This is a genomic window from Pseudomonas sp. WS 5503 (assembly GCF_012985385.1).
Taxonomy (GTDB): domain Bacteria; phylum Pseudomonadota; class Gammaproteobacteria; order Pseudomonadales; family Pseudomonadaceae; genus Aquipseudomonas; species Aquipseudomonas paracarnis.
In genome coordinates this window covers 467,534-486,954 of the sequence record NZ_JAAQWI010000004.1, presented here as the reverse complement: position 1 = coordinate 486,954, position 19,421 = coordinate 467,534, and the positions used below count along the sequence as shown (strand labels likewise).

At 61.3% G+C, this 19,421-nt stretch carries 21 protein-coding genes and 1 riboswitch; of the genes, 14 read left to right on the top strand and 7 right to left on the bottom strand.

Annotation, left to right across the window (positions count from 1 at the left end; translation table 11 throughout):
• Positions 1–86: 86 nt before the first annotated feature.
• Together HBO10_RS14150 and HBO10_RS14145 are read left to right on the top strand one after the other, a co-directional pair.
• Positions 87–1,283, top strand: coding sequence for an amino acid aminotransferase (locus HBO10_RS14150; protein WP_034116881.1), 1,197 nt, complete (start codon positions 87–89; stop codon positions 1,281–1,283).
• A gap of 100 nt (positions 1,284–1,383) precedes the next feature.
• The gene (locus tag HBO10_RS14145; protein ID WP_005789784.1) at positions 1,384–1,593 is read left to right on the top strand and encodes a hypothetical protein; all 210 of its coding nucleotides are present in this window, start codon (positions 1,384–1,386) and stop codon (positions 1,591–1,593) included.
• A 77-nt stretch (positions 1,594–1,670) separates the two neighbouring features.
• Here HBO10_RS14145 and HBO10_RS14140 read toward each other — a convergent pair whose 3' ends face one another.
• Positions 1,671–2,564 carry a LysR family transcriptional regulator gene (locus HBO10_RS14140; protein ID WP_057977606.1) on the bottom strand — a complete coding sequence of 298 codons (894 nt, stop codon included), beginning with the start codon at positions 2,562–2,564 and terminating at the stop codon, positions 1,671–1,673.
• A gap of 247 nt (positions 2,565–2,811) precedes the next feature.
• Between HBO10_RS14140 and HBO10_RS14135 the strand changes: the two genes are divergently transcribed.
• Complete coding sequence (locus HBO10_RS14135) at positions 2,812–4,206, top strand: aldehyde dehydrogenase family protein (protein ID WP_034126227.1); 1,395 nt, start codon at positions 2,812–2,814, stop codon at positions 4,204–4,206.
• Between the two features lie 18 nt (positions 4,207–4,224).
• Here the strand turns inward: HBO10_RS14135 and HBO10_RS14130 are convergent, their stop codons facing one another.
• Together HBO10_RS14130 and HBO10_RS14125 are read right to left on the bottom strand one after the other, a co-directional pair.
• Positions 4,225–4,530, bottom strand: a complete 306-nt coding sequence (locus HBO10_RS14130; protein ID WP_034126226.1) for a protealysin inhibitor emfourin — start codon at positions 4,528–4,530, stop codon at positions 4,225–4,227.
• Between the two features lie 29 nt (positions 4,531–4,559).
• Positions 4,560–5,621 (bottom strand): M4 family metallopeptidase, encoded by a 1,062-nt coding sequence (locus tag HBO10_RS14125; protein WP_034126225.1) that lies wholly within the window; start codon positions 5,619–5,621, stop codon positions 4,560–4,562.
• Positions 5,622–5,757: 136 nt separating this feature from the next.
• Here HBO10_RS14125 and HBO10_RS14120 point away from each other — a divergent pair, with 136 nt between their 5' ends.
• The 4 genes from HBO10_RS14120 (at position 5,758) to HBO10_RS14105 (ending at position 9,887) form a co-directional block, all read left to right on the top strand.
• Positions 5,758–6,687, top strand: a complete 930-nt coding sequence (locus HBO10_RS14120) for a DNA/RNA non-specific endonuclease (protein ID WP_034126224.1) — start codon at positions 5,758–5,760, stop codon at positions 6,685–6,687.
• A gap of 119 nt (positions 6,688–6,806) precedes the next feature.
• Positions 6,807–7,000: riboswitch (cobalamin riboswitch) on the top strand.
• A gap of 114 nt (positions 7,001–7,114) precedes the next feature.
• The gene (locus tag HBO10_RS14115; RefSeq protein WP_034126223.1) at positions 7,115–8,125 is read left to right on the top strand and encodes an ABC transporter substrate-binding protein; all 1,011 of its coding nucleotides are present in this window, start codon (positions 7,115–7,117) and stop codon (positions 8,123–8,125) included.
• A complete protein-coding gene (locus tag HBO10_RS14110) occupies positions 8,122–9,126 on the top strand; it encodes an iron ABC transporter permease (protein ID WP_034126222.1) in 1,005 nt (334 codons plus the stop codon). Before HBO10_RS14115 ends, HBO10_RS14110 begins: the two co-directional genes overlap by 4 nt.
• Positions 9,123–9,887 (top strand): ABC transporter ATP-binding protein, encoded by a 765-nt coding sequence (locus tag HBO10_RS14105; RefSeq protein ID WP_034126221.1) that lies wholly within the window; start codon positions 9,123–9,125, stop codon positions 9,885–9,887. Before HBO10_RS14110 ends, HBO10_RS14105 begins: the two co-directional genes overlap by 4 nt.
• Before the next feature lie 98 nt (positions 9,888–9,985).
• On the opposite strand, the gene HBO10_RS14100 is transcribed toward HBO10_RS14105, so the two are convergent.
• From HBO10_RS14100 to HBO10_RS14090, 3 genes are read right to left on the bottom strand one after another with little or no spacing between them, the layout of a single operon-like run.
• Positions 9,986–10,477 (bottom strand): GNAT family N-acetyltransferase, encoded by a 492-nt coding sequence (locus HBO10_RS14100; protein ID WP_034126220.1) that lies wholly within the window; start codon positions 10,475–10,477, stop codon positions 9,986–9,988.
• Complete coding sequence (locus HBO10_RS14095) at positions 10,467–11,396, bottom strand: alpha/beta hydrolase (RefSeq protein ID WP_034126219.1); 930 nt, start codon at positions 11,394–11,396, stop codon at positions 10,467–10,469. The genes HBO10_RS14100 and HBO10_RS14095 overlap by 11 nt, the downstream gene beginning before the upstream one ends.
• Positions 11,396–11,836, bottom strand: a complete 441-nt coding sequence (locus tag HBO10_RS14090) for a TspO/MBR family protein (RefSeq protein WP_034126218.1) — start codon at positions 11,834–11,836, stop codon at positions 11,396–11,398. The genes HBO10_RS14095 and HBO10_RS14090 overlap by 1 nt, the downstream gene beginning before the upstream one ends.
• Before the next feature lie 164 nt (positions 11,837–12,000).
• On the opposite strand from HBO10_RS14090, the gene chrA reads away from it, so the two are divergent.
• On the top strand, positions 12,001–13,194 hold the full coding sequence (chrA, locus tag HBO10_RS14085) for a chromate efflux transporter (protein WP_034126217.1): 1,194 nt from the start codon (positions 12,001–12,003) through the stop codon (positions 13,192–13,194).
• Between the two features lie 105 nt (positions 13,195–13,299).
• Here chrA and HBO10_RS14080 read toward each other — a convergent pair whose 3' ends face one another.
• On the bottom strand, positions 13,300–13,863 hold the full coding sequence (locus HBO10_RS14080) for a nucleotidyltransferase family protein (protein ID WP_034126216.1): 564 nt from the start codon (positions 13,861–13,863) through the stop codon (positions 13,300–13,302).
• Positions 13,864–14,334: 471 nt separating this feature from the next.
• On the opposite strand from HBO10_RS14080, the gene HBO10_RS14075 reads away from it, so the two are divergent.
• The 6 genes from HBO10_RS14075 (at position 14,335) to HBO10_RS14050 (ending at position 19,421) form a co-directional block, all read left to right on the top strand.
• Positions 14,335–15,051, top strand: a complete 717-nt coding sequence (locus HBO10_RS14075) for a LuxR family transcriptional regulator (protein WP_054898586.1) — start codon at positions 14,335–14,337, stop codon at positions 15,049–15,051.
• Positions 15,052–15,213: 162 nt separating this feature from the next.
• Entirely contained in the window at positions 15,214–15,789 is a 576-nt protein-coding gene (locus tag HBO10_RS14070) for an acyl-homoserine-lactone synthase (RefSeq protein WP_034126215.1), read from the top strand.
• 139 nt (positions 15,790–15,928) lie between these two features.
• The gene (locus HBO10_RS14065; protein ID WP_052199940.1) at positions 15,929–16,522 is read left to right on the top strand and encodes an NAD(P)H-dependent oxidoreductase; all 594 of its coding nucleotides are present in this window, start codon (positions 15,929–15,931) and stop codon (positions 16,520–16,522) included.
• 13 nt (positions 16,523–16,535) lie between these two features.
• Positions 16,536–17,066 (top strand): DUF2867 domain-containing protein, encoded by a 531-nt coding sequence (locus HBO10_RS14060; RefSeq protein ID WP_034126214.1) that lies wholly within the window; start codon positions 16,536–16,538, stop codon positions 17,064–17,066.
• A complete protein-coding gene (locus HBO10_RS14055) occupies positions 17,063–18,262 on the top strand; it encodes an AfsA-related hotdog domain-containing protein (protein WP_052199939.1) in 1,200 nt (399 codons plus the stop codon). The genes HBO10_RS14060 and HBO10_RS14055 overlap by 4 nt, the downstream gene beginning before the upstream one ends.
• A 13-nt stretch (positions 18,263–18,275) precedes the next feature.
• Complete coding sequence (locus HBO10_RS14050; protein WP_034126213.1) at positions 18,276–19,421, top strand: NADPH dehydrogenase; 1,146 nt, start codon at positions 18,276–18,278, stop codon at positions 19,419–19,421.

Below are 19,421 nucleotides of genomic sequence, written 5' to 3'. Positions count from 1 at the left end.
TACTAGCTCCCCGTTTGTGCACCGCTCTAGTGCATTCGGCTGGAGCGCGACACGTCCCTCCTACCCCCCATAGAGCTGCCGCAAAAATGAGCCTGTTCTCCGCTGTCGAAATGGCACCACGCGATCCAATCCTGGGCCTCAACGAAGCATTCAACGCCGACACACGAACCACCAAGGTGAACCTTGGCGTAGGCGTTTACTGCAACGAGGAGGGGAAGATTCCACTCTTGCGTGCCGTTGCCGAAGCGGAAGCCATTCGTGTGGCGCAACATGCCGCCCGTGGCTACTTGCCAATCGACGGCATCGTGGCGTACGACCAGGCTGTGCAAAAGCTGCTGTTTGGCGCTGAGTCGCCACTGTTGAGCGCAGGCCGTGTGATTACCGCCCAGGCCGTGGGCGGCACTGGCGCGCTGAAAATCGGCGCCGACTTCCTCAAGCAACTGCTGCCCAACGCCGTCGTCGCCATCAGCGACCCAAGCTGGGAAAACCACCAGGCGCTGTTTGAAAAAGCCGGTTTCCCGGTGCAGACCTACCGCTACTACGACGCCGCCACCCACGACGTGAACCGTGCCGGCCTGCTCGAAGACCTCAACGCCCTGCCGCCACAGTCCATCGTGGTGCTGCACGCTTGCTGCCATAACCCGACCGGCGTCGACCTCAGCCCGGCCGACTGGCAAAACGTGCTGGACGTGGTCAAGGCCAAGAACCTGGTGCCGTTCCTCGACATGGCCTACCAGGGCTTCGGCGATGGCATCCACGAAGACGCCGCCGCGGTGCGCCTGTTCGCTGAGTCGGGCCTGACCTTCTTTGTATCCAGCTCGTTCTCCAAGTCGTTCTCGCTGTATGGCGAACGCGTAGGCGCGCTGTCGATCGTCAGCGAGTCCAAGGAAGAAAGCGCGCGCATCCTGTCCCAGGTCAAGCGTGTGATCCGCACCAACTACTCCAACCCGCCGACCCACGGCGCAGCCATCGTCGCCGCCGTACTCAACAACCCGGAACTGCGCGCCCAGTGGGAAGCCGAACTGGCCGAGATGCGCCTGCGCATCCGTGGCATGCGCGAGCAGATGGTGGCCGAACTGGCCAAGGCTGCTCCAGGCCATGACTTCAGCTTCGTCGGCCGCCAGCGTGGGATGTTCTCCTACTCCGGCCTGACCGTTGAGCAAGTCACCCGCCTGCGCACCGAATTCGGGATCTATGCACTGGATACCGGTCGCATCTGTGTGGCGGCGCTGAACCAGTCGAACATTGGTGCAGTGACCAAGGCGATTGTCCAAGTGCTGTAAGCGGACACACGTTATACGAAGGGGGAAGCCAATGGCTTCCCCCTTTTTATTGGCGAACGCACTAGACTGAACACCGACTGCCCCTTGCTGTGAGAGCTTTATGAGAAACGACGACCTGGATCTGCGCGCCGACCGCGACGAACTGCACGACTACGCCCCACGCGCACCGCAAGCCAAGCGGCAGAAGAGCTTGGTGCTGCAGGTAGCGCTGGGAGTATTCCTCGGTGGGTTGGCGTTATGGCTGGTACAACTGGGCGCCACGGCAATCATGGCCAAACTGGCCATGGGCACCCTGCAATTTGGTGGCTGACCCGCTCTCCTGTAGGAGCGAGCTTGCTCGCGAAAAACCCAAAGACACCGCGTTCATCCAGAATGCCCGCGTTATCGTTAACGGTCTTCGCGAGCAAGCTCGCTCCTACAAAACCCGCGTTCTTGCAGCAGTTTTACGAAACTGTTCAAACTCTGCGACACCGTGCCCCGCCGCCAGATCAGCCAGGTATTCAAGATACGGAACGTGTCGGGCAGCGGCCACACGCTCACCGCCGCACACCCCGGCATACTCTCCAGCATACTGCGCGGCATCAGCGCCAGCCCGGCCCCGGCGCTGACACAGGCCAACATGCCGTGGTACGACTCGATCTCGAAGATCCTGCCGGGCACCGCGCCATCCTGTGAGAACCAGCGTTCGAAGTGATGCCGGTACGAGCAGTTGGAACGAAACGTATAGATGTTCTCGCCATTCACATCCTGGCCGCGGGTGATCGGCGCGTGATGCAGCGGCGCAATCACCACCATCTCTTCCTCGAACACCGCCACACCCTCCAGCGTGGAATGCAGCACCGGCCCGTCGACAAAGGCCGCCGTCAACCGACCCGACAGCACGCCTTCGATCATGGTGCCCGAGGGGCCCGTGCTCAGGTCCAGCTCGACCTTGGTGTATTGCTGGTTATACGCCGCCAATAATGCCGGGATACGCACCGCCGCCGTGCTCTCCAGCGAGCCCAGGGCAAACGCGCCCTGGGGCTCCTCCCCCGCCACCGTGGCGCGAGCTTCCTGCACCAGATCGAGAATACGCCGCGTATAGCCGAGGAAATTCCACCCGGCCGGGGACAACCGCAAGCGGCTCTTCTCGCGGATAAACAACTCCACGCCCAAATCCTGCTCCAGTTGCTTGATGCGCGTGGTGAGGTTCGACGGCACCCGATGAATCAACTGGGCGGCAGCGCTGATGCTGCCTTGCTCGGCAACGGCCTTGAAGATTTCCAGCTGCACCAGATCCAAATCATTCTCCAATCATGTACATGATCGTTCCCACGCTCTGCGTGGGAACGCTGCCTCGGACGCTCCGCATCCGATCGTTGGCGCATAGGTCTTTGACGCGGAGCGTCATGGGATGCATTCCCACGCAGAGCGTGGGGACGATCTAACATTCTCGAATTGAGAACATATTACTTATTATTATTCAGTTTCCAGAAAACATACAACACCGTACGCTGGCCCTATTCCACTCATTCAGCCGGACGGTGCCATGAACAATGTTATCTCCCACCAGACCCACGCCCTGTCGATCAACCCCGCCAACGGCGAAACAGTCGGCAACTACCCCTACGAAAGCGCAGAACAACTGAACGCCGCCCTCGCCCGCTCGACCGATGCCTTCCGCACCTGGCGCCGCACGCCTGTGAGCCAGCGCGCCGAATACCTGCTGGCCCTGGCTGCCGCCCTGCGTGAGCAAGCTGAAGACATGGCGCAAATGATCACCCTGGAAATGGGCAAACCCATCGCCCAGGCCCGCGCCGAAATCGAAAAATGCGCGCAACTGAGCGAATGGTACGCCGCCCACGGCCCGGCCATGCTCGCCCCGGAGCCCACCCTGGTGGACAACGGCAGCGCCCGGATCGAATACCGCCCACTGGGCCCGATCCTCGCGGTAATGCCGTGGAATTTCCCGGTGTGGCAAGTGCTGCGTGGTGCAGTGCCGACCCTGCTCGCCGGCAACACCTACGTGCTCAAACATGCGCCCAACGTGATGGGCAGCGCCTACCTGATCCAGCAAGCATTGCGCAAAGCCGGTTTTGCCAAAGGCGTGTTTGAAGTCATCAACGTGACCCAAGATGGCGTGTCCACCGCCATCGCCGACCCACGCATCGCCGCCGTGACGCTCACCGGCAGCGTGCGCGCCGGCATCGCCATCGGCTCACAGGCCGGGGCCGCATTGAAGAAATGCGTGCTGGAACTGGGCGGCTCCGACCCGTTTATCGTGCTCAACGACGCCGACCTCGACGCTGCCGTACAAGCCGCCGTGATCGGCCGTTTCCAGAACAGCGGCCAAGTCTGCGCCGCCGCCAAGCGCTTGATCATCGAAGCGGGAGTGGTTGAAGCCTTCACCGCCAAGTTCCTTGAAGCCAGCCGCGCCCTGGTGATGGGCGAGCCCACCTCCGACACCACCTATATCGGCCCCATGGCGCGCTTTGATCTGCGTGACGAACTGCACGGCCAGGTCCAGGCGACCCTGGAAGAAGGCGCCACGCTGCTGCTGGGCGGCCATAAAGTCGCGGGCGCGGGCAATTACTATGAACCGACCATCCTGGCCGACGTCACCGACCACATGACGTCGTTCAAACAGGAACTCTTCGGCCCCGTGGCCTCGATCATCACCGCCCGCGACGCCGAGCACGCCGTGGCGCTGGCCAATGACAGCGAGTTTGGCCTGACCGCGAGCATCTTCACGGCCGATTCCGCAAAGGCGCGGGCGATTGCCGATCAGTTGGAAACCGGCGGGGTCTTTGTCAACGCGTTCAGCGTCTCAGACCCGCGGGTGGCATTTGGCGGCGTGAAGAAAAGCGGGTTCGGCCGCGAGCTGTCGCACTTCGGCGTACGCGAGTTCTGCAATGCGCAGACGGTATGGCTGGATCGTAAGTAGCCTGCCAGCATTGGCGCTTCAACAATTAATATGCCGTCGCACGCACTGCACCAAACCGTCCAGTGCCGGGGGATTCACCGGCGCGAGTACACAGACTGTGTGCTCGCGCTCGCCCTCCGCTACTGTCAGGGTGTAATGCACTCGGCCTGGGTTGCCAGGCTCGGGATCGGTGCTTTGCGGCAACTGGAAAAAATCGCACGCTTCAATCAGTTGCCGCAACTCCTGCTGGTCGGGCTCGGGCAACGCGTCCAACTCTACCGTGCGCGGCTTGGCCAACCCTGGAAAAAACGCCGGTCCGCCGCTTTCCTTGATTGAAATTCGCATGGCTGTTCCTCGCCGCGCAGGCGGCTTCGTCAAACGTTTATACCTACCGCTTTCCAGCCTTCCTTGACTGCCTTGTGCTCAGCTTTGTTCACACCATAAAGCTGACCGGCAATATCGTGGGTAATGCGCGCAAAACGCAAAAACCCGGAATTGGGCCGCAGCCGCGAATCGCGCAGTGCGTCATACCAGATACGCCCGGCACGCTCCCAGGCGAACCCGCCAATCCGGGTGGCCACCTGATAGAACGCGTGGTTGGGAATGCCGGAATTGATATGCACCCCACCATTGTCCTCGTAAGTTTGCACAAAATCATCCATGTGCCCAGGCTGTGGGTCTTTGCCCAGCAGCTTGTCATCAAACGCAGTGCCTGGCGCCTTCATCGAGCGCAGCGCCGTGCCCTTGATCTTTTTGGTAAACAGCCCCTTGCCGATCAACCAGTCGGCGTCCTTGGCCGTTTGCTTCAGCGCGTACTGCTTGATCAACGAGCCAAACACATCCGACAACGACTCGTTCAGCGCACCGGACTGGTTGAAGTACATCAGCTTGGCCTCATCCTCGGTCACGCCATGGGCCAATTCATGGCCAATAACGTCGAGTGCCACGGTGAAGCGGTTGAACAACTGCTGGTCACCATCGCCGAACACCATCTGGGTCGAGTTCCAGAAGGCATTGTTGTAGTCCTGGCCGAAGTGCACCGTGGCGTCCAGCGCCATGCCCGCATCGTCGATGGAATTGCGATCGAATACCTGGTCAAAAAAATCGAACGTCGCGCCCAGGCCGTCATAGGCTTCGTCTACTGCGGCATCGCCACTGGCGGGCTGCCCTTCACCGCGAATCAGCTTGCCGGGCAGGCTGTCGGTGTTTTCGGCGCTGTAGATCGAGCGTTGCTTCTCGGCGCCCACGGCCAGTGCCATGCGGGCCGGGCCCTTGGCGGGTACCGCGACCATGCGCAACGAGCGGAACGTGCTGTCCTTGGCACGCGTGCGTAATGCGACTTCCCGTTGGGCTTTGTCGCCGTGGCGGGCGATCTGGTCGAGCATGTACGGCGGGATCAGGCAAAAAATCGGGTTGCGCGGTTGGCGAACACACATGAGCTGGCTCCTTTTTGGCGTGTGATGAACGTCCGGGTAACGGTTTTCAGGATAGTCCTGAGTTAGCCACCTGGGCCAAATTGTCATGGTTTTGTGTTTCAGTGGTGTTTATCCCAGGCCCATAAGGAACATGCCCATGCCCGCCCGCGCAGCCAACATCGACCTTTCCCACCGCCCAAGGCTTGCCGACCTGCGCCCATTGGTCGCGGCCAGCCCCACCCTGCTGGAAGCCAGAGCCGCAACGCCGCGCGTCACAGCGGCCAAGGACCTCAAAAACCGCGCTGGCTATGCCGACGACTTCCTCAGCGACTTCGTGGTGCCATGGCCCACGGTTGACCAGCCACTGGCGGGCGATGTGCAACCCAAGCGCCTGGACTACACGCATTTCTCCATCACCATGTCGCGCGCTCGACGACTGGCGCTGTACGTGGGGGTGAATATCGATGGCGCCAAGCATGTGGACATCACGCGCAGCAACGACACCTGGGCCTACGATGGTCGCCTGCCCCTGGATGCGCAGGTAGGTGAAGACCTTTATGCCGGCAATGGCCTGGACCGCGGCCACCTGGTGCGGCGCCAGGACCCCAACTGGGGCGACGAGGCCAACACCGCCAACTTCGACACCTTTCACTTCACCAACTGCTCGCCACAGATGAGCGGCTTCAACCAGAAGACCTGGCTGGAGCTCGAAGACTACATTCTCGACAACACCCAGCGCTGGAAAGCCCGAGCCACGGTGTTTACCGGGCCAGTGTTCGCCGATGACGACCGACTGTACCGTGGCGTGAAAATCCCCAAGGCGTTCTGGAAAGTAGTGGCCTACCTCAGCGACGATGGCAAGCCGTCCGCCAGCGCCTACATGATTGACCAGAGCCGCGAACTGGGCCAACTCGACCTGGTATTCGGCCCGCTTCGAACCTACCAGCGCAGTGTGATTGCGATCGAACAATTGACCGGTATCCGCTTCGCCAACCTGGCCGACTACGACGGCTTCAGCAACGAAGAGCGCGCCACAGGCACCCGGATCGAAGCGCTGATCCGCGGCCCCCAGGATATTCGGCTCTGACGCTTCTTTTGTAGGAGCGAGCTTGCTCGCGAAGCACCTGAGAACGCCGCGGCGCATCAGGCTCCCCGCGTTATCGTTAGCGACCTTCGCGAGCAAGCTCGCTCCTACAGGGGGTGATCGCTTACCATACCGCCGCCGGTTCCCGTATGGGACTAACAGGGAATTCGAAACGCCGCACGCGACGTGAAACGAAACTGCCCCCGCAACTGTAGATGCCGAGCCTGCCCTTGAATGCCACTGGACCACGTCCGGGAAGGCGGGGCATGGCGACGACGCATCAGTCAGGAGACCTGCCGGCCCAGCTAATTAACCAACCGGCGGGGTGTCCGGGAAGGACATCCTGGCCCTGCGCATCAGCAGCCTCCATGGGCGTATTTCCGAGCCGTACCTCCCCTGCTGCACCTACGGTTCACAAGGAGATCGCCTCATGCTGCCACGCGTTACCGCCCTGATCGCAGGCTTGGGTATGTGTGCCCTGGCGCAAGCCGCGCCCACTCAGTACCCGCTGACCCTGCAAAACTGCGGCAGCACCCTGACCTTCCAGCACGCCCCCGCCCGCAGCGTCACCATCGGCCAGGCCGCCACCGAGATGCTGTATGCCCTGGGCGTGGGCGACAAGGTGGTCGGCACTTCGCTGTGGTTCAACAACGTGGCGGCGCAGTACAAGGCCCAGGACGATCACATCGAGCGCCTGGCCAACAACGAGCCCAGCTTCGAAGCCGTACTCGCCAAGCGCCCGCAACTGGTGGCCGCCGAGCTGGAATGGGTGGTGGGCCCCCAAGGCGTGGTCGGTACCCGTGAGCAGTTTCATGAACTGAAGATCCCCACCTACCTGTTGCCGTCCGATTGCGAAGGCAAGGACAACCTGGTCGGCGCCGACGGCACGCGATTGGAGCCCTTTCGCATCGAGACGATCTACCAGAGCCTCCAGCAACTGGCGCAGATTTTCGACGTGCAGGATCGCGGCCAACAACTGACCGACGAACTCAAGGCGCGCCTGGCCAAGTCCGTCGCCACGGCCCAGGGCAAGGGCTTGCAGCAAGCCAGCGCACTGGTGTGGTTTTCCAGCGCCGAAATGGCCAGCGACCCTTACGTAGCCGGCCACAAAGGCGTGCCGCAATTCATGCTGCAAACCCTTGGCTTGCGTAACGTGGTGCAGTCCGATGAGGAGTGGCCTGCCGTCGGCTGGGAAACCATCGCCAAGGCCAATCCCACCTTCCTGGTGATCGCACGCATGGATCGCCGTCGCTACCCGGCCGACGACCATGAAAAGAAACTCGCCTTCCTGCGCAGCGACCCCGTGACCCGCAACATGGACGCGGTGAAGAACAACCGCATCATCATCCTCGACGCTCTGGCCTTGCAGGCGAGCCTGCGCACCTTCGAGGGCCTTGAACAACTGGCGGCCGCCATTGACGGCTACCACCTAGGCCAATGATGCGCACCCTACTCGCCCTGGCGTTGCTGCTGCTCGCCCTGCTCGCTGGCGTCGCCATCGGTGAAACCGCCATCGAACCGCAGGTGGTGCTGCAGGTGCTCGCCAATAAACTCTGGGGCGCCAGCTATGCACTGGACCCCATCGACGAAGGCGTGGTGTGGAACTACCGCCTCACCCGTGCATTGGTGGCCGCAGCTTGCGGCGCAGGGTTGGCGACGTGCGGCGTGATCCTGCAATCGCTGCTGCGTAACCCGCTGGCCGACCCGTACCTGCTGGGCATCAGCGCCGGCGCGTCAACCGGTGCGGTACTCGTGGCCTTGATAGGCGTGGGCGGTGGCCTGGTGTCGTTGTCGGCGGGCGCGTTTGTGGGGGCGATGGCGGCCTTTGCGCTGGTGACTCTGCTCGCACGAGCCAGTGGATCGTCCAGCGGCACCGGGCAGATTATCCTCGCGGGCATCGCCGGTTCACAGTTGTTCAATGCCCTGACCGCGTTCCTGATCACCAAGTCGGCCAGCTCCGAACAAGCCCGCGGCATTATGTTCTGGCTGCTGGGCAACCTCAGCGGCGTGCGCTGGCCGTCGGTGTGGTTGGCGGTGCCGGTGGCGGTCGTGGGGCTCGCGGTGTGCCTGTGGCACCGGCGTGCACTGGATGCGTTCACCTTCGGCAGCGACTCCGCAGCCTCCCTCGGCATCCCGGTGCGCCGCGTGCAATTTGTGCTGGTGGCCTGCGCCGCGTTGGTAACGGCGGTGATGGTGTCTATCGTCGGCTCCATCGGGTTTGTCGGCCTGGTGATTCCCCATGCGGTGCGCCTGTTGCTTGGCACCGGGCATTCGCGTTTGCTGCCAGCCAGTGCCTTGGGTGGCGCGCTGTTTTTGATCGCTGCAGACGTGCTGTCGCGCACCTTGATCAAGGGCCAGGTGATTCCGGTGGGTGTGGTCACCGCATTGGTGGGCGCGCCGGTGTTTGCGCTGATCCTGATCGGCCGGAGGAATGCCCGATGAGCGTACTCAGTTGCCGCGGCCTGGGCTTCAAAGTGCGCGACGCGCAGTTGCTGCGAGACATTGACCTCGACGTGCAGTTGGGTGAAACCCTCGGTATCGTCGGGCCCAACGGTTCAGGCAAATCCACCCTGCTCAAATTGCTGGCCGGATTACGTGTGCCGGCCAGCGGCGAAGTTCGCCTGGGTGGCAAGCGGCTCGGTGAGTTGTCGCGCCGCACCATCGCGCAGCAATTGGCGGTTGTGGAGCAACAGGCCGACACCGACGACGCCATCCGCGTGTTCGGCGCCGTGGCCCTGGGCCGCACACCGTGGCTGTCGGCATTGAGCCCGTGGTCGCGTGAAGACGACGCCATCGTGCACCAGGCCCTGCATGACGTAGACGCCACCCACCTGAGCCAACGCGCCTGGCGCAGCCTCTCGGGTGGCGAACGCCAGCGCGTGCACATCGCCCGCGCCCTGGCGCAACGCCCAAAGATTTTGTTGCTGGATGAGCCGACCAATCACCTGGATATCCAGCATCAACTGGCAATTCTCAAAGGCGTGCAAGGCTTGCCCGTGACCACCTTGATTGCGCTGCATGATCTGAACCAGGCGTTGACCTGTGATCGCCTGGCCGTGCTGGATCGCGGGCAACTGGTGGCGCTGGGCGCGCCGCTGGAGGTGCTGACGCCACAGCGCTTGCAGGAGACCTTCGGGGTGCAGGGGCATTACCTGACGGACCCGTTCGACGGCGCGCAAATCCTGCGCCTGCGCTCCAACTGAACCTGTAGGAGCGAGCTTGCTCGCGAAAAACTTCCAGGCGCCGCGTTCATTCAGAAAACACGCGTTATCGTTGACGTTTTTCGCGAGCAAGCTCGCTCCTACAGAAGTTGGTGCATATGGGTGGTTTGCCAGATCGGGTCGGCCTCGACATCCACCACCTCGAACCCCTGCCGCTGCCAGAAATCAATCGCACCGGGCAGAAACGGATGGGTGTGCAGGTACATCACCTCTACGCCATCGGCCCGCGCCAGCGCTTCCAGCGAGCGGTATAACCGGCCCGCCAGGCCCAAGCGTCGCACAGCCGGGAGCACATACAGGCGCACCACTTCCACTGTCTTGCGCCCCTGGTAGTTCAACTGCGGGAAGCGGCCGTCGTAGGGCCGATAAGCCACCGAGGCAACGATCCTGCCTTCGGCACGAGCAATCAAAAACCGCCCGCCGCCCTCAAGGTAGATGGCTTCAAACTGCGCCAGATCGTGGGGGACACCGGTGGCACTGAGCGTGGGAAACAGTTCATCACGCGCCTGCAAAGCAAAGCTCAGCACCTGGGGAATGTCAGCGGCCTGCACCGCCTCGATACTAACGCTCATCGCCAAGGATGCGGCTCGTTATCCACTGGCGAGCGTAAGCCAACACGCGATCAGCCATCGCCACCGGAAAGTGAATAAACCCATGGGCCGCTTCCGGCAGCAAATGAGCCTCCACCGTTGGCCATCGCTCGGCAATCAGCAGGGTGTCATCCTTGAGCGGGTCCAGTTCGCCCACGAACATCAACGCTGGCGGCAGCCCCTCAAAGTCCCCATACAAGGGCGACAATGGTGGCTGTCGGCGCGTCTCGTCGCTGATCCCCGGCGTCAGCAGGCGCAGCGCCTGAACCATGCCCGGCCCGTCCAGCAACAAGGTGTCCGGCCCGGCCGTGCGCACGCTGGGGGTGCCGGTCAAATCGTAGACGCCGTAATACAACACCGCACCGCTTACCCGCTGGAGCAACTCGGGCCATTGCTTGAGCGCCAACAAAGTGGCCGCCGCCAGGTGCCCGCCGGCCGACTCACCGACAAAAAACACCGGCAGGCCGGCAAACTCCGGGCAGTCCGCCAAAAGCCAGCGCGCAGCCGTCAGGCAGTCATCCAGCAGCCCTTCGATCGGCGTATCCACCGCCAGCCGATAATCCACCGACACCACCGCCACGTCGCACGCGTTGACCATGCCAAGGTTAAGGTCGTCATCCATTTGCGCATTACCGATCACCCAGCCACCGCCGTGGATATCCAGCACCACGCCTCTTGGCGGGCCAGCGGGGCGCAGGATGCGCAAGGGGATCGCCCCGAGCATTTTGCGTTCCGCCAGCGGCGCCTTCTTGAAGGTCTGGCTGGCACGCAGCAGCGCCTGGATCAGACGCGGCATCACGCGGTTGCGGACCTTGAAGCGCGGCATCCACGCCAGTTTGCGATTGAAGCGGCGCATCTGGGCCAGTTCGGGCTCGCTGGCGGGCCAATGCTGGTAGGCCATCAGCGATTATTACGCAGGATCGAGAAGTTCAACGCCGCGGCCACGCACAGCCACACCAGGTACGGGAACAGGATCAGGCCGGTGATCAAATCCAGGCGAACGGCCAGCACCACCATCGCTGCCACGGTGAGCCACAAGAGCACGATAATTACCATCCCGGCGAACAAACGATGGGCACCAAAGAACACCGGCGTCCACAGGGTATTCAACGCAATCTGCGCCGCCCACAGGGCCAACACCATTTCGCTGCCGGGGATCAGGGTCAAGCGGTAACCGGCCCAGGCCAACAGCAGGTAGATGATCGTCCATGCCACCGGGAACAGCCAATTAGGCGGGGTGAAGCTGGGCTTGACCAGGGATTCGTACCAGGCGCCGGGTTTGAAGATCACGCCAGTGCTGGCGGCGGCGCCGCAGGCGAGCAGGAAGATGAAAAAGATCATGGTCGGTCCTTGAGGTCCAGTGGATGGAAAACAGTACACTGCTTTTAAGTGACTCGAACAACCGCGGATAAATTCAATGGGGGCGGCAAAATACCCGCGCTTCTACGCGTCATGAAAATTGGTTATGGTCGGCAACATCCAGCACCGTTGCCCGAGACATCCCCTTGCCCCAGCTTGCCGATCACCGCAGCCGCCCCTGGTCAGTGTTCCTGATCTTCCTGCGCCTGGGCCTCACCTCCTTCGGCGGGCCGATTGCGCACCTGGGTTATTTTCGCCAAGAGTTCGTCACCCGCCGCCGCTGGCTCAGCGAGCGCAGCTATGCCGAACTGGTCGCGCTGTGCCAGTTCCTCCCAGGCCCGGCCAGCAGCCAGGTCGGTATCGCGTTGGGCCTGTCCCGCGCAGGTTACCGGGGCGCGGCGGCAGCCTGGGCCGGGTTCACCTTGCCGTCGGCCATCGCCCTGATCCTGTTTGCCCTGGGGCTGGCCCACTACGGCAGCGCCCTGCCCCCTGGCGCGCTGCACGGCCTCAAGGTGGTCGCCGTAGCCGTGGTGGCCCAGGCCGTGTGGGGCATGGCGCGCAACCTGTGCCGAGGCGTTTTACGGGTGGCGTTGATGTTGATCGCCGCCTGCGTGGTGGTGCTGCAACCCTCCGCCTGGGCTCAGGTCGGGGTCATGGTGGTCGCAGGCGTGGCTGGCCTGCTGTTGTTCAAGCCCGAGAGCAGTGCCGAGCCCGACGCCCTGCCCATCGCCATCAGCCGCCGCGCCGGAGCCCTGTGGTTGATGCTGTTTTTGTTGTTGCTGGTGGGTTTACCACTCCTCGCCACATGGGCGCTCAACCCCACACTGGCGCTGGTGGACGCCTTCTACCGCACCGGTGCGCTGGTATTCGGCGGCGGCCACGTGGTGCTGCCGTTGCTGCAAGCCGAAGTGGTGCCCAGCCAATGGGTCAGCAATGACGTCTTCCTCGCCGGTTACGGCGCCACCCAGGCCGTGCCCGGCCCGCTGTTCACCTTCGCCGCCTTCCTCGGCGCCTCCATGACCCACGCCCCGAGCGGTTGGTTTGGCGGAGTGATCGCGCTGCTGGCGATCTTCGCCCCGTCGTTCCTGCTGATCTTCGGCGCCTTGCCCTTCTGGGCCAACCTGCGCAGCAGCCCGCGGACCCAGGCGGCGCTGGCCGGAGTAAACGCGGCGGTGGTTGGCCTGTTGTTGGCGGCGCTGTACCAGCCGGTGTGGACCAGCGCGATTTTCAACGGGTATGACGTGGCGTTGGCGCTACTAGCACTGGTCGCGCTGATGGTGTGGAAACTGCCGCCATGGCTGGTAGTGATAAGTTGCGGCCTACTCGGCACGTTACTGTAGGAGCGAGCTTGCTCGCGAAAAACTCACGGGCGCCGCGTTTAATCTGAAAGCACGCATTATCGTTAACGATTTTCGCGAGCAAGCTCGCTCCTACAGCATTGGGGCTCAGCCCGGCTCGACTATCTTGAGCCACGGCCAACGCGCCTGATAACTCCTGGCCTTGTGCAAAAACAGCTCCGGCTCCGGATGCAAAGGGTTGATACGCAACACCCCCTGCTCCACATCTTCCAATCCATAAGGCGCATACACCTCACCGCAAGCGATATCCAGCGCAATGCACGTGCCCGCCACCAGGTAACGGTCAACCCCCTGCCGAGCCGAATGCAACTGCGGGTAAGGCCGGCCAAACCGCTGACCATACCAAAGGTGCACCCGCGCCTGATTCCTGACCTCCACATTCACCCCCAGGTCTTGGAACAGCCCCTGCGCCGCACGAATTACCGCGTCTTCCGCCTCGTAGGACAGGTCCTCGTCAAAGTAAAAAACGTCGTAATCCTTCACGCCCTGAGCCGCCGGCAGATTCGCCTGATGGTTCCACACCGCCTGGAACAAACAGCCCGCCGTGAGCATGCACTGCTGCACACCCAGATCCGGCAAGCGCGCGGTGAGTTGCGCATTGATAGGGTTGGCCATGGCCAATTCGAGCAGGGTGTCGACCGTCAATGTCATGTTCAGTCCTCCATAATCTGGCGCAACAATACCACCCCAACATGTCACTTCTGTAGGCGCGGGCTTTAACACCGAAACGAATCAGGAGTTTGACGAAATCACCTCGCGCCCTGCGTACAACTCAGGGCGAAGCCGAACAAATGAAACCAACATGAAGAATGCCCCCACTTGCTTGTAAAGCAACTTTACGCAGCACTACCCTTACACGCCTTATCTCAGCTGCCCCCGCTGAAATTGATCAGGACACCGGCTAAATGGAGTTCGCCCCTTGCACGCCCCACCGCTCACTCTTAAAGGTGCGTATCGCGATACCTGCAACGCCTTCTCGCGCCAAAAGTATGAAGGCCGAGAGCGCTGCATAAATGTGTCTAACTTTAACGCCGAGCATCTAAACCCACGTCGTTGATGACACCGGCGTAGTGCCGTCATCGTTTTCGGCGCAGATAGAGCGTAAAGGTCAATTCAAGGAGAATGACAGTGAAGTGGATGGATGATGTGCTGGACACGATCGACAATGCCCGAACCGAAGCTGAATTGTTGGCTCGGATCGTCAGCACGGCAAAACACCTGGGGTTCGACTATTGCGCCTATGGAATCCGAATCCCTATCCCCGTCACCCGCCCTAAAATCGTGATGAGCAATAATTTTTTGCCTTCATGGCGACAACGCTACGCCCACTGCAAATACATCGCCGTGGACCCGACGGTACAGCACTGCACAAAATCGACGATACCGATTGTCTGGGACGAGCAAATGACCCGGCAAAACCCGCAGATGTGGGAAGAAGCCCGTGGCGCCGGGCTGGCCCATGGTTGGGCGCAATCCTGCCTGGACGGCCGCGGCAGCGGCGGCATGCTGACACTGGCGCGCTCCAATGACCCTATTACGGCCCAAGAGCTTGCCGCCAATCAAAAATACATGCGGTTTTTGGTGCACGTCGCTCATCAGGGGTTCTTGCGCGTGCTGACGCCGCACTGGCAGTTACCGCAGGAAAAAACCCTGTCGCAGCGTGAATGTGAAGTGCTCAAGTGGGCAGCCGACGGCAAGACCGCCCACGAGATCGGTTTGATCCTCTCGCTATCGCGGGAAACCATCAAGTTTCACCTGCGCAATGCAGGCTCGAAACTGGGCGTGCATAACTGCACCGCTACCGTCGTGCGCGCCACTTCACTGGGCTTGCTCGTCTGACACACACCTGATTGGCGCCCCCCTGATGCGTTAATGCCGCTCAGTGTGAACAACAACAACAATAATACGCGCACCCTCACGACACACCTGCCCAAAAGAGCAGTACCTAAGTGCTCGATTATTCTGCCGAATGGCCCCTCGTTTTTTTGCCGAGGGTTCCTCATGTATATAACCACGGGTACGCGCCTGACATTACCGACCGAACTGTGGCAGGCCCTGTTGCTGTATCGCTATCGCGTATTTGTCGAAAAACTTGGGTGGCATCTGGACTGTGCGGTCGGTGAGGAACTGGACCAATTTGACCGCGACGACACGGTGTACGTAATCGCCCGTCAAGGCCCGCACATCGTCGGTGTGGCGCGGCTGCTGCCCACGCACAAGCCCTATCTGCTCAAGGAAGTGTTCCCCCAGGTGCTGGGTGGCCAGGCACTCCCTCATTCTGCGCACATCTGGGAAATCTCCCGGTTTGCCGCCGTCGACCTGCAACAACAGACCTTCACGGGCCACTCCCTGTCATCGCCCAACGCCGTGGCGCTGCTGCATGAAGTGCTCAAGGTCGCCGCTTGCCACAAGGTTCGCCAATTGATCACGGTATCGCCGCCGGGAATTACCCGCTTGTTGCGCAACGCGGGTTTCGACGCTCATTGCGAGGGCAAGCTCACCGTGATCGACGGGCACAAGATCATGGCCAACTGGATCAGTGTGCCGCCCTGCCTGGCTGATCGAGAAGTGGCCTGAAGCAGCGCAAATGGCCTGCCGCTGCGGGCAAGTCGGCCGAGCCGACTCCCCAAAAGGTTAGGTTACAACCTCAGGCGCCTGCTCTTAAATAACGCTGCATCGGCATTCCAACCGACTATAAATGGGACACACGATCTACATGAAAAAAGTCATTGTCATTTCTGGCCATCCTGATCTTTCGGTTTCCCGCGTCAATACCGCGATCATGGGCAAGATCAGCCAGCGTGGCGTCAAGGTCCATAGCCTGGCCAGCGCGGTGACGCCCACCGGGTTCGATATGGGTGCAGAGCAGGCATTGCTCAATGCCCATGACCGCATCGTGTTGCTGTTTCCGTTGTACTGGTATTCCTGCCCGGCAATCATGAAACAGTGGATCGATGAAGTCTTCACCCCCGGCTATGCCTACGCACGCGGCGGCGACAAGCTCAAAGACAAGGAATTCATGATCATCACCACAGTGGGTGCGCCCTCCACCGGCTACCGCGCCGGCGGGTTCAACCGCTACACCCTGGATGAATTGCTCAGGCCTTTGCAACAGACGGTGGCGTACGTCAAAGGCATCTACCTGCCTGTAGTCGGGATTTACGAATCGGTGTTCATCGATGACGAATCAATCGACGTCACCGCTCGGAATGTCGCCGCACAAGTGATTGAGGACCAGGCCAGCGCCGACCAACTCTACGAGAACATGCTGTTGCAGGCCGAGCAGGCACAAATCGCGCTGCTGCAATAAGGTGCCCTCACGCATGAAGACGTCAAATAACCAGATCCCCCCGTGCGCCAGCCTGGTGGCCGCGCGCAACGAGCTGGGTTTTCTGCACTCTGCCAGCGCACTCATCGACACCCAAGCCACGCCACTGGAACTGTACTGCCAGATGACCGCCGCGACGCCCGCGTGGCTCAAAGGCGCGTTCAGGTTGCGCGACAGCATCTCGCAGCACTTTCACGTCGAGCGGATCGGCGGGTTCTCGGGTGTCACCCCCCAATGCGCCCCGGGGGTCGGCGAAAAGCTCGATTTCTTTACCATCGAAGCCATCAGCGCACAGAAGCTGGTACTGACCTCACGCGATACCCACCTGGCGGTCATGGTCTCGATCGATACACCTCTCACGCAACCGCGTTGCCTGCATATCACCACCTCCGTCAAGACCTTCAACACGTTCGGCCGCCTGTACATGTTGCCGGTGGCGCCGGTGCATGGGCTCATCATCAAGCGTTTGCTGTCCCGTCTCCCCCTACATTCCCCAACTCGCTCACTTGGAGATCGCAACTCATGAACAGCGCAGACTCAATTGACCCTCATCTGTTGCACAAAGACACACCCAGGGATGTATTGATCGGTCGACCCAGGCTGATTCTGCCCAGCTTTCTCAGTGCTTCGATCGGTGCCGACATACTGGCTGGCAACCCCCAGGATCAGGACCTCTTCAAACAGCTGTACCGTGCCCAAGACGGCCGGTATGTGCTGCGCCATCTGCCCCTGACCCTCAGTGCGGAACAGGCCGGCACACTCTCCACCTTCGAGATCCGCCTGGCTGACTTCTATACCGAGTGCGACGACCACTTCATCCTCACGGCTGAATTCATCCCCCACCAGGCCCAACGCTACCTGGCCCAGCATTTTCAAGGCGGTGATGCCCACATACCGCCCGACCAAGTAATGCGCATGATCGAATGCCTTGAGGCGCTCGCGCAGTGGGACAAGGCCAGGCAGGGCTCTTACCTGTTGATCAACGACACCAAGAATTACTACTTCTACAACAAGCAGCACGAACATGTGCCGGGCCTGATGTTGATCGAAGTGGCCAGGCAAGCCATGTACCACTACGTCTACAACTACTTGGGCCATCAGCGCGGTGCGGTTTCCATTTCCATCGAAGACTTGCGCATTTCCTTCAACGCCTACACCGAATCGGCTTACGAGGTCGAAGTCGTGGTGCAACAGACCCACGGCCTGAAGCGATCGCAACCCAAGTCCATCGACAAGTGCGCAAACTTCTATCAGAACGGCCGGCTGGTATCGCGTCTCTGGCTGCAAGGCGCAGTGATCAAGTTACCGCTGTTCAAACGCATGCGTTCGTTGAACTACCCTCAGGATCACTGGTTCACCCCTTCAGATCGCTTGCCCAAGAACATCCTCGTGCATCACGCCGACAGTGCGCTGCAAGCCAGGCTGAGCCTGCTCTCGGTACTGGGCGTGCTGGTGACTCACCAGGCCGAAGGCATCAATTGGAGCACGGTCACGACCGTATCGCTGTATATCGAAGGGGGTGGCTTCCTCAGCCTGCCCGTTGCTTCGACTTGCTCCACCGGCGAACCCGACCAGCGCGTGCTGGTGTTCGACAAGCTATCCAAGAGCCAGGCCAGCGAACTGCGTGAAACGATCAAGTGCCACTGCTTCTTTGCCGGGCAGATGCAATGGAATGCTGGCTCCTCACCTGACCCTCTGGCCCCCGAGCAAATCGTGGCATGAGGATCCTGCGCCCATGAGCTATGAGTTATCACAACGCCCACTGATGATCGGTCAGGGCGTTTCGCTGAAAAACCGCGTGTACTTCGCGCCGATGGGCATCGACCTGGCCACCTCGGACGGTTCGCTGTCCGAGGAAATGCTCAGTTTCTATCACCATGTGATCGACGGTGGCTGCGCCATGGTGGTGCTGGGCAACTCCTCCATAGCGCCCTCCACGCGTCTGCATGCGCGTGGCCTGTGCCTGCACAGCCATGCCAACGTGGAAAAGCTCGCGCCGCTGGTGGAGTACGGTCGCCAGCGGGACTGTCCAGTGGTAGTGCAACTTCAGCATTACGGCGCCCAAGGTGGCACACAGATCAGCGGCCAACCGCTGCTTTGCCCGAGCCGCAGTGCGTTATCCGGCAGCCGTGGTGCCGAGGCATTGGAGATGAGTGTCGAGGACATCGACGCCGTTTGCGATCAGTTTGCTCAAGCGGCTCTGCGAGCCAGACAGGCCGGCGCCAGGATGGTCCAGCTTCAGGCCTCCAACGGCTACCTGCTGAGCAGTTTTCTATCGCCCTGGACCAACCATCGCCATGACGCTTACGGCGGCAGCCCGCTCAAGCGAGCGCGGTTTCTGTTGGAAGTCATCGACCGCATTCACAGGGTTACCGCAGGAGAGCTGGAGGTTTCCGTGCGCCTGGGCATTGATGATTGCGTAGGCGCCAACGGGCAGCAACCGGAACTGCTCCAGGATGTGGTGGCGGCCCTGGAAAACGCGGGGACCTCGGCAATCATGTGCTCGATCACCATCAAGGAAACCTTCCGCTACATGCTGTCTGCCCATCCGAGCATTCAGCAACAGTTCGTCGAAGGGGTACGCCTGATCAAGTCATTCACCTCGCTGCCGGTCGGCTATGCCGGTTTCATTGGCTCCCTGCAGGAAGCAGAAAATCAACTGCGGCTGGGTCACTGTGACCTGATCGGTATGAGCCGAGCCCTCTTCGCCGATAACGACCTGATCAGCAAGTCGCTCGCCGGCCATGAAGACAAGGTTCAGCAATGCCGGTTTGACGGTAACTGCTTTCGGGACAAGAGCAACCCGCAACTCGACCGGGTGTATTGCTGCGTGAATGAGCACTACAAGCGTCCCGCTCACATCCACTACGGAAATCAATAA

Bases quoted from the DNA above. Each gene is read 5' to 3' on its own strand.
- HBO10_RS14060 (WP_034126214.1), top strand. From the start codon at position 16,536: ATGAAGACGTCAAATAACCAGATCCCCCCGTGCGCCAGCCTGGTGGCC.
- HBO10_RS14110 (WP_034126222.1), top strand. From the start codon at position 8,122: ATGATGCGCACCCTACTCGCCCTGGCGTTGCTGCTGCTCGCCCTGCTC.
- HBO10_RS14090 (WP_034126218.1), bottom strand. From the start codon at position 11,836: ATGATCTTTTTCATCTTCCTGCTCGCCTGCGGCGCCGCCGCCAGCACT.
- HBO10_RS14055 (WP_052199939.1), top strand. From the start codon at position 17,063: ATGAACAGCGCAGACTCAATTGACCCTCATCTGTTGCACAAAGACACA.
- HBO10_RS14100 (WP_034126220.1), bottom strand. From the start codon at position 10,477: ATGAGCGTTAGTATCGAGGCGGTGCAGGCCGCTGACATTCCCCAGGTG.
- HBO10_RS14065 (WP_052199940.1), top strand. From the start codon at position 15,929: ATGAAAAAAGTCATTGTCATTTCTGGCCATCCTGATCTTTCGGTTTCC.
- HBO10_RS14095 (WP_034126219.1), bottom strand. From the start codon at position 11,396: ATGGCCTACCAGCATTGGCCCGCCAGCGAGCCCGAACTGGCCCAGATG.
- HBO10_RS14105 (WP_034126221.1), top strand. From the start codon at position 9,123: ATGAGCGTACTCAGTTGCCGCGGCCTGGGCTTCAAAGTGCGCGACGCG.
- HBO10_RS14050 (WP_034126213.1), top strand. From the start codon at position 18,276: ATGAGCTATGAGTTATCACAACGCCCACTGATGATCGGTCAGGGCGTT.
- HBO10_RS14120 (WP_034126224.1), top strand. From the start codon at position 5,758: ATGCCCGCCCGCGCAGCCAACATCGACCTTTCCCACCGCCCAAGGCTT.
- HBO10_RS14080 (WP_034126216.1), bottom strand. From the start codon at position 13,863: ATGACATTGACGGTCGACACCCTGCTCGAATTGGCCATGGCCAACCCT.
- HBO10_RS14150 (WP_034116881.1), top strand. From the start codon at position 87: ATGAGCCTGTTCTCCGCTGTCGAAATGGCACCACGCGATCCAATCCTG.
- HBO10_RS14145 (WP_005789784.1), top strand. From the start codon at position 1,384: ATGAGAAACGACGACCTGGATCTGCGCGCCGACCGCGACGAACTGCAC.
- HBO10_RS14075 (WP_054898586.1), top strand. From the start codon at position 14,335: ATGACAGTGAAGTGGATGGATGATGTGCTGGACACGATCGACAATGCC.
- HBO10_RS14115 (WP_034126223.1), top strand. From the start codon at position 7,115: ATGCTGCCACGCGTTACCGCCCTGATCGCAGGCTTGGGTATGTGTGCC.
- HBO10_RS14130 (WP_034126226.1), bottom strand. From the start codon at position 4,530: ATGCGAATTTCAATCAAGGAAAGCGGCGGACCGGCGTTTTTTCCAGGG.
- HBO10_RS14135 (WP_034126227.1), top strand. From the start codon at position 2,812: ATGAACAATGTTATCTCCCACCAGACCCACGCCCTGTCGATCAACCCC.
- HBO10_RS14125 (WP_034126225.1), bottom strand. From the start codon at position 5,621: ATGTGTGTTCGCCAACCGCGCAACCCGATTTTTTGCCTGATCCCGCCG.
- HBO10_RS14070 (WP_034126215.1), top strand. From the start codon at position 15,214: ATGTATATAACCACGGGTACGCGCCTGACATTACCGACCGAACTGTGG.